Annotated in this window: 8 protein-coding genes; 2 read left to right on the top strand and 6 right to left on the bottom strand. The window is 48.4% G+C overall.

The features are described 5' to 3' along the window. Positions 1-87 precede the first annotated feature (87 nt). The 4 genes from puuE to QUB35_RS35825 all read right to left on the bottom strand — a co-directional run bounded on the left by puuE (position 88) and on the right by QUB35_RS35825 (position 6,072). Positions 88-993, bottom strand: coding sequence for an allantoinase PuuE (gene puuE / locus QUB35_RS35840; protein ID WP_333147355.1), 906 nt, complete (start codon positions 991-993; stop codon positions 88-90). A gap of 234 nt (positions 994-1,227) precedes the next feature. Continuing rightward, positions 1,228-1,956, bottom strand: a complete 729-nt coding sequence (locus tag QUB35_RS35835) for a GntR family transcriptional regulator (protein ID WP_333147353.1) — start codon at positions 1,954-1,956, stop codon at positions 1,228-1,230. A gap of 507 nt (positions 1,957-2,463) precedes the next feature. Further along, entirely contained in the window at positions 2,464-4,506 is a 2,043-nt protein-coding gene (locus tag QUB35_RS35830) for an iron uptake porin (protein WP_333147351.1), read from the bottom strand. Between the two features lie 441 nt (positions 4,507-4,947). Further along, on the bottom strand, positions 4,948-6,072 hold the full coding sequence (locus QUB35_RS35825; protein WP_333147349.1) for an ABC transporter substrate-binding protein: 1,125 nt from the start codon (positions 6,070-6,072) through the stop codon (positions 4,948-4,950). A gap of 383 nt (positions 6,073-6,455) precedes the next feature. Between QUB35_RS35825 and QUB35_RS35820 the strand changes: the two genes are divergently transcribed. Together QUB35_RS35820 and QUB35_RS35815 are read left to right on the top strand one after the other, a co-directional pair. Beyond that, positions 6,456-7,283 (top strand): ABC transporter ATP-binding protein, encoded by an 828-nt coding sequence (locus QUB35_RS35820; RefSeq protein WP_333147347.1) that lies wholly within the window; start codon positions 6,456-6,458, stop codon positions 7,281-7,283. A gap of 14 nt (positions 7,284-7,297) precedes the next feature. Continuing rightward, positions 7,298-8,068, top strand: coding sequence for an ABC transporter permease (locus QUB35_RS35815; RefSeq protein ID WP_333147345.1), 771 nt, complete (start codon positions 7,298-7,300; stop codon positions 8,066-8,068). Here QUB35_RS35815 and QUB35_RS35810 read toward each other — a convergent pair. Both QUB35_RS35810 and QUB35_RS35805 read right to left on the bottom strand, forming a co-directional pair. After that, positions 8,053-8,208: a hypothetical protein gene (locus QUB35_RS35810; protein WP_333147342.1), complete on the bottom strand. Its 156-nt coding sequence runs from the start codon at positions 8,206-8,208 to the stop codon at positions 8,053-8,055. The two genes, QUB35_RS35815 and QUB35_RS35810, sit on opposite strands and share 16 nt — an antisense overlap. Positions 8,209-8,363: 155 nt before the next feature. Next, positions 8,364-8,645 (bottom strand): hypothetical protein (locus QUB35_RS35805; protein ID WP_333147340.1); only part of this gene is annotated, 282 nt, incomplete at its 5' end.

Genomic DNA, 8,645 nt, shown 5'->3' with positions numbered 1-8,645 from the left:
GCCTGTTTGTTTGGGCGGGCGAGACGCCCACCCCACAAAAAAATTCATTTCTTGTGGAACAGGCCGGAAAGCCTGTTCTTGAAAATGCTACGGCTTGTGATGTTCGTGCCAGTGTCGGGCAATATCGATGCGGCGACATACCCACACCTTTTCGTGCTGCTGCACGTAATCCAAAAAACGCCCCAAAGCCGCCGCCCGCCCGGGCCTCCCCGCCAAACGGCAGTGCAGCCCCACACTCATCATCTTGGGCGCTGTCTCGCCCTCGGAGTAGAGTAAGTCGAAGGCATCCCGCAGGTAAGCAAAAAACTGATCGCCGGAATTAAACCCCTGACTTGTGGCAAACCTCATATCGTTGTTGTCGAGGGTATAGGGAATTACCAAGTGGGGCCTGTTGCACTCGTACACCCAGTAAGGCAAATCATCCGCGTAGCTGTCGGCATCGTAGAGAAAGCCGCCTTCCTCCACTACTAGCTTGCGAGTATGGGGGCTCGTGCGCCCGGTATACCAGCCGAGGGGACGGCTGCCGGTAACTTGCGTGTGAATGTCGATCGCCCTTTGCAAGTGCTCCCGTTCCGCTTCTTCTCCAAAATACTTATAATCGATCCAGCGGTAGCCGTGGCTGGCAATTTCCCAATCCGCTTCTAACATCGCTGCTACTGCTTCTGGATGCCTTTCTAAGGCCATCGCTACCCCGTACACTGTGACCGGTATTCCCCTGGAAACAAACATCCGGTGCAGCCGCCAAAAACCGGCTCTACTGCCGTATTCGTAACAGGATTCCATGTTCATGTGGCGCAGTCCCGATAGGGGGACGGCCCCGACAATTTCTGAGAGAAATGTTTCGGAAGACGCATCTCCGTGCAGGATGCAGGTTTCTCCGCCTTCTTCGTAATTAATTACAAATTGTACGGCTACGCGCGATCGATTTGGCCATTTAGGATCGGGGGGATTTTGCCCGTAACCGATTAATTCTCGCGGATAATTTGCTGGCATAAGTAGAAGGAAGTTCGGCAACGGATTCGCTCGACGGATTTAACGGATGTAACGGAGATCGGGAATCAGGAAGAGGGAAAATGCAATAATTGACGTTTTTGCTGTGGCGATCGGGAAAGGTGATTTTTTTTAATTGTACGATCGCACTTATTTTAACTTATAGCAGATTCCACGTTTATGAAGAACACCCAGATCGATCTCTCCCCGCCGTAGGGACACGGCAGTACCGTGTCCCTACTTCATAAACCTGGCAGATGCTGTATCTATCTTGCCGTGTTCCTGTTCTATTTCCTGAATTTCTTTAATTACCCGCGCTTTGCTGGCGATTAAATGTTCTTTAATTGCTCGCTCTGCGGCGGCTGCATTTTGTTCGATTACAGCTTGATAAATGCGGCGGTGTTCGCTGCGGATTTCCAATACTCCCGGATTGTATTCCATTGTGCGCAGCCGCACTAATATCATTTTGTCAAACACCTGATCTAACAGAGTTACCAACCAAGAATTAGCGGAACTTTGCGCTAGCAAGCGGTGAAATTGGTAATCTGCGTACAGCAATTGATAGTTTGTCAGTTCGCCCGATCGCGCGGGCGTGTTATTTTCTGCTTGAGTGACGATCGATTCTAGTTGTTTTAATTGAGTCGGTGTCGCATTTTGACTCGCCCCGGCGGCCGATAATTGTTCCAAAGCGATGCGACAATCGTAAAGATCCGCCGCATCGGCGATCGACAGCGTAGCGACGCGCAATCCGTGATGCGGATCTGCCGTCACTAAATTCTCTCGCTGCAGTTGGCACAAAGCTTCTCTCACCGGAGTTCGGCTGACGTTTAGCATTTGGGCCAGTTGTGTTTCGATCAGGCGTTCTCCCCCTGCTAATTCCCCCGACAGGATAGCAGTTCGGAGAGCTTGGTAAGTTTGTTCGTGGAGGGATTGAGTGCGGCGAATCGCGCGAAATGACAAAGCCAAAATCAGTTATCCTTCTGTTTAAAATAGAGTTAGTTTAGTTTTGTTAAAACTTGTTGATTCAGCCTTATCTCTCAGATTTTTATGTTAGATAATCAGGAGGTTTTGGCTGACTCATTATCAATGATACAGCACATTGACGCTGATGTAGCAGGTAGGTATAGATTGCAGGTGATATTTTTGGGGACGCGCGGCTTTGGCCGCAGGTGTCAACAACCACGCGCTTGGACGCAGTACGGCAGGGGTTTAAACAAGAGCCTGATAGAAGACATTCGGTTTTAAATGAGTAATGTTAATAGAGGGCTATTTGTGGGGTGGGGGCGGGTTTATTTTACCTGTTTGTACTATTTAAGGCTATTGGTGAACCCGCCCCTACAGGTCATGGGAATGGTGCAATATTTCGGTTAAGATTTACCCAATAACACCACGATCGTCAATCCTGTAGGGGCGGGTTCACCTACAGTTTTAAATGGCGCAGACAATCTAAATAAACCCGCCCCCACCCCTTGGTTAAAAGCTAAACTGAGTGCGGAGATTTCCCACAAATACAGTCGGGTTGCCATCAAAGTTGTTGGCATTAAAGATAGCATAAAATGCCGGGACGATCGCAATATTATTAGTAAGCGGGTAGTAGTACGAACCCTCTACCTCGTACTGAGTTCCTCCATTTCCCCCGCCGGAGAGCAAAAATCTGCGGCCCGATATGTAATCGTGGGGAATCACAAATGAAAGCACGCCCAGCGCCCCCTTTTTTCCCAAATCGGGAAATCCCATGCCGACTTGCAAAGACTGTACCTTAATATCTCCGCCAGAGCGATCGCGATTTACCGGATTTACCTCAAGTTGTCCGTAGGAATAGCGCCCGAACAAACCGAAATTCCGGCTCAGCAACCAATCAAAATTGACCACAAAAGTATCGGCGCCGGAGTCTCTAACTCTGCCCCCGAAACCGTCATCTGCATAGCCGTAAGGCAGCGGTTCGCCCACTGCGCCGCCGATGAATCCGTTATAAGGTTTGAGGCTCGATCGCGCGTAAAGCAGCCGCAGATTGAAAGAGTTGCTGGGGGCGTATTCCAACTGCGCTGTCATCGTGTTTGTACTGTTGAACAAACCATCGCTGGGATTGCTAGCCGTATTGAATACCGCAGGATTCAAAAATTCGGTATTTTCAGCCATATAAGCAGCCGTAAACCTGAGCGGTTTGGCAACTTGCCAAGTGACAGCAGCGCCCGATCCGCGATCGACTGCATTTAACAGCGTACTTCCGTTCGAGTTAAAACTCGTGGCTCCCCTCAGAAAGAACGTGAAGCGATTGCCGTCAAAATACCGATAATAATTCAATCGCGGCCCGATGGAAACTTGCACTTTATCTCCCACCGGAAACGTGTAAGACATCTCGCGAATTCCCACAGTATTAGCCGTGGGTACGCCAGTTTGATCTAAAAACGGCGTTCCCCAAGTGTTGTAAAAACCCGCCGATACCAGTTCGTTTGCGGGTGAGTTGCCGTTGCCGACAACTAACTGAGTCACCAGCGAATCTTTGCCTGTAAACGAAGTATTAAGCGTCAAGAAAGCGTAGGAGCTAAAAGTAGTTTCTGGTTGCCCCCGCTCAACGCGAGTCGGTCGGTTGTTGGCATCGCGAGTTGGGGGAGCAAAGGGGCTGTTTGGGGCGGTGCGGCTGCGTTCTGCGGTGATATCGCCTGTGGGAAATGCTGATGTCAGGTTGAACCAAACCGTAGCATTCAGTTTCGTTGTGGTCGAAAATTGATTCGATTCTAGCTCCGCCGTGCGGGCTTCTAATACATCGATTCTACCGCGCAGCGTTGCTAGTTCTGCCGCAAATTCTTCTTGCAGTTTTTGGAGTTTTTGTAAATCTTCTTTTTTGACTAAATTCGAGGTTCCTGCTGTTACCAACTCCGCAACTTTATCGAGACACGCATTCAAACCGGCGGCGAATTCGTAGCGTGTCATGGCTCGATTTCCGCGATAGGTGCCGTCGGGATATCCTGCTATGCAGCCGTAGCGCTCAACTAAGGATTGCAGTGCTTGAAATGCCCAATCTGTAGGCTTGACATCGCTGAGTTGGGAAACTGAGGTGACTTGCTCTATTTCGGCAGCATCGTTTATTTCCAGGCTGTCTGTTTGTTGGATGTCGGCGATAGTTGCCGGCTCTTCCGGCGTTTGAATAGACTCGGCTAATATGCTCGATTCGCTGGATGCTTGGGCTGCTGTTTCTGTCTGCTTTATTTCGCTATTTTGAGGAATTTCGGCAATTTGTTCGCTGTCGGTCGCGACGGAAATATTCTCAGCTTGCGCCACTTTTTCGACTTCGATATCAGCGGTTGTTTCTGGTTTTTCCGCAGAATTTATCTGTGTGTCAATTGGTGCGACAGGCAATTCTGCTACAGGTAATTCTGCTGTCGGGGCTGTTGCTTCCTCGCTTTCTGAAACGGAAGTTTCCGCCGCATAAATTCCAGGAGAATGCAGCAGATTAATACAAAAAAAGGCTGGCGTTGCTGTCAGCACAATTTGGAAAAACAAAAATTTAGACATTATCCTCACACCGTAATTTTTTAGTCCATGCAGGCGGACTTTGTTTGACAAGGAGCGGTTTTAACCGAACAATCTCGGACAACGGCAAAATACATCAGATACGACATTTATGAAGTAAACCCCACATCGTTAGCTCTCTGTAGGGACACTTCAAGATCCCTTCTTCGTGTCAACTTAACGTCAAACCCAGTCAGAGACTGCTGTTTGACTATTAAATCTAGATCCCCTCTAGGGCGTGTTTTCAAACTCTAAGATCCCCCCCAGCCCCCCTTAAAAAGGGGGGAGCAAGAGTTTTAAAGTCCCCCTTAAGAAGGGGGATTTAGGGGGATCTGGACTGGGTAAAAACGAGATTGAGCAAGGGTTTTAGGGTTAACTTGTCACCAATGAGCTGAGCCTAAGTCCCTACATTTCATCAACCTGGAATACGCTGTATTCGCTCTTTTAAGTCAGCGGTTTGCGATCGGCCGCAGCAGGTAAAGCCCGCTCTTCTTTCGGAGGCAAAAAGCTCTCATCAACTATCTTATTAACTGGGGGAGCTTCAATCTGTAAGACTTCTGCTACTTGTTTTGCTGTCGCTTCCAGACGAGCTGGATCGACTCCGCCCAAGCCAACTTTTTCAACTTCGGGAGTGATGTACAGCCTTTCTAAAGCAATTTGCAGGCGCCGCTTTTCCGCATTTTTGTCCATCAAGCTGTCTCCAGCTTTTACCACCGATTCCAATCCGGCTGTCGGATCTTTTAAGGTATCTTGGAGTCCTTTAAAATACGCTCTCAAAAATCCTTTTACTACTTCGGGATTCTGGTCTAAAAAGGCTTTTTTAACCACGATCGCATTTCCGTACAAATCTAAGCCGTTCTCGGTGTAGTAAAATACATTCATATCTTCCGGCTTTTTGCCTGCTTTTTCTAGCGCAGGGACGATCGTGGTTGCAAAACCGCTTACCGCATCGACATCGCCCTTGATTAATAAGGTTTCGCGCAGCTTCGGTTCCATTGTAATCCACTCTACCGAATCGGCTTGCACTCCGGTTTTTTGGGCGAATACCGGCCACAATTTGCGCGGTGCATCTCCTGCGGGAGCTCCTAGCTTTTTGCCGACTAATCCTTTCGGATCTGCTATGTTGCTCGACTTGAGGGTGACAATTGAAAATGCCGATCGATTGTAAGGTACTGCAACTGCTACTACTGGATCGTTGGGATTTTTGGCGTTGAACTCCATCATCGAGTAAATATCGCCAAATCCAATCTCGAATTGGCCTGCTGCTACTTTAGTAATTGTATCAGAGGAACCGTAGCCCCGCTCGATTTTGACATCCAATCCTTCGGCTGGGAAATAGCCTTTGTCGATCGCCATTGTCAGCGGTGCGTTGTCGCCTTGCAGCAGCCAAGATGGATTGACTTTGATGGTGCGTTTCTGTGCGGTGTCGGCGGCTGTTGCTGTTGCAGTTGCTCCCCCTGATGCAGGGGTAGTTGCGGCATTCGGCTGCTGGGATTGGCAGCTACTCAGAATTAGTAGCGCTGCGATCGGCATTAGGGATAGCGATCGTCCTAACCACGTATTTTTCATGAAAAAAAACCTTGCTATTTGGACAACAAACCGAAGGAAAAACCTATCTAGCGCACCAAAGGATCTCGCCCATCTCTGCGGATTTCGCCTCAAAGTTAAGCAGCGATCGGGTTTCTTGTATACGGTATGCTCAAATTAATTGGCTGACTGTATACAGAAACACAGTTTTTAGTTTTTTGTCAAACCACAATCAAATAGACAAGTTGATATTTGCCCTAACTGTAATGTTGCGCTCGCTTACCCGATCGCTCGTCCAAAAGTTTGTATTTTCGGATACAGCAAAATTTCCAAATATCAAGAATAAATAGATATATAAATTTGGAAACCATTTGTGTATACAGGATACGGCGGAGTTTATACTAAAGAAAGGAGTTAGACTAACTGTGGTACAGCCTAAAATGCTAACAAATGCGATCGAAACGCAAGAACCGACTCTGTTGGAATTCGATCGAGTGGGTTTAGAGTATCGAGTTGACGGCCAACCGAGGCGAATTATTGACGAGATTTCGCTGTCGATCGCCCAAGGAGAATTTGTGTCCTTTGTGGGGCCCAGCGGCTGCGGTAAAACTTCGATTTTGAGGATGGTTTCCGGGCTGTCTCCAGCGCCGATCGGCGAAATTCGGATTCGCGACAAAAAGATTGCCAAACCGCTTAAAAATGTCGGCATTGCCTTTCAAAATCCCGTGCTTTTGCCTTGGCGAAATACCCTCGACAACGTACTTTTACCGCTGGAAGTAGTGCAGCCTTACAAGCGGGAATTTAAAGATCCTCAGCGGCGCGAAAAGTTCGTGCGCCAAGCCCAAGAATTGTTAGCTACCGTCGGATTGCAAGACTTTCAAAAACAGTTTCCCTGGCAATTATCGGGAGGAATGCGGCAGAGGGCTTCCCTGTGTCGGGGCTTGATTCACCAGCCGGAAATACTGCTGTTAGACGAACCTTTTGGGGCGTTAGATGCTTTCACCCGCGAGGAAATGTGGGTGATGCTGCAAGAGTTGTGGATGCGGGTGAAGTGCGTTTGCATCCTGATCACTCACGATTTGCGCGAGGCAGTTTTCTTATCGGATACTGTTTATGTAATGGGCCCGCGCCCGAGTTCGATCGTCTATAAAGTCAAAGTCAACCTGCCGCGTCCCACTAATCTAGATATGATCCTGTCGGATGACTTCAACCACATCGTAGCAGAACTGCGCCGCCACATTCACCGCAATTAAAAAACGAGAAAGCAATGGATAAGTTAGAGAAATTTGCTCGCTCAAAAACAGCAAGCATTGTGATGCCAATTGCTGCTACAATCTTGCTGTTCGTGCTGTGGGAAATTCTGGTATTGCTATTAAAAATTCCCCCTTACAACTTGCCCGCACCTTCTGCAATTATCGCCGCCACTTTAACTCAAAGCAAAGCACTGATCGAAAACTCGGGACAAACTTTGTTTACAACTTTAGCGGGTTTTTGCATAGCCATTGTAGCTGGCATAGTGCTGGGGTTTCTGATCGGGTATTCGCGGATTGCCTATGTAGTTCTGTACCCGCTATTAGTTGGGTTCAATACTGTACCGAAAGTCGCATTAGTGCCGCTGTTTGCGCTGTGGTTTGGCATCGGTACGGTGCCGGCAATTCTGACTGCTTTTTTGCTGGCATTTTTCCCGATCGCAGTTAACGTAGCTTTGGGATTGGATACAGTTGAACCCGAGATGAAAGATGTGATGCGATCGCTCGGTGCATCGCAAATCGAAATCTTCCAAAAAGTCGGGTTCCCCCACACCTTACCCTACGTTTTTGCATCCCTAAAAGTAGCAATTTCCCTCGCCTTTGTCGGCGCTGTAATTTCGGAAACAGTAGCATCCAACAAAGGCCTCGGCTACTTAATTGTCACCGCGAGTTCTAACTTTGACGTGCCTTTAGGTTTTGCAGGATTGATGGTTTTGGCTGTGATGGGAACCGTACTTTACAGCTTGTTTGCTGCTGCTGAGAAATACCTGATTTACTGGGCGCGCTGATGGGATGGATTCAACCAAACCCACTGCCGGAAATTGGGGTGCAAGTGGCCTAAAGGTTCTTCGTGCCCAGGCTGTTTGATGTCTTCTACAGGTACTGGCGCGGGGGATTTTTTGGTTAGTTGGCGATTGAAGAATGTCATAACTTTGCCTCCAAGATTGTTGTTTTTCTGGGAGGCACATGGAAACCTGTCACCATACCAGCTTTATTTGGTATGTCCGAATCTTTTTCTGTGCCTTATGATACTATTATAGAACTTTTTCGGCGGGAAGTATCCCCCGATCGGGTGATATTGACTTAGGCATGGGGCAAAGATTGAATTTTCTTGTGGGGTGGGCATCCTGCCCGCCACTCAGCAACAGGCAAGATATTTGTTCCACAGCAACAGGCATCTTGCCTGTTCCACAGCAACAGGCATCTTGCCTGTTCCACAGCAACAGGCATCTTGCCTGTTCCACAGCAACAGGCAAGATATTTGTTCCACAGCAACAGGCAAGATGCCTGTTCCACAGCAACAGGCAAGATGCCTGTTCCACAGCAACAGGCAAGATGCCTGTTCCACAGCAACAGGCAAGATGC

The organism is Microcoleus sp. B13-B6, from assembly GCF_036705405.1.
GTDB lineage: Bacteria > Cyanobacteriota > Cyanobacteriia > Cyanobacteriales > Microcoleaceae > Microcoleus.
The sequence above is the reverse complement of the archived record's forward strand: the minus strand, read 5'-3'. Positions and strand labels throughout refer to the sequence as shown.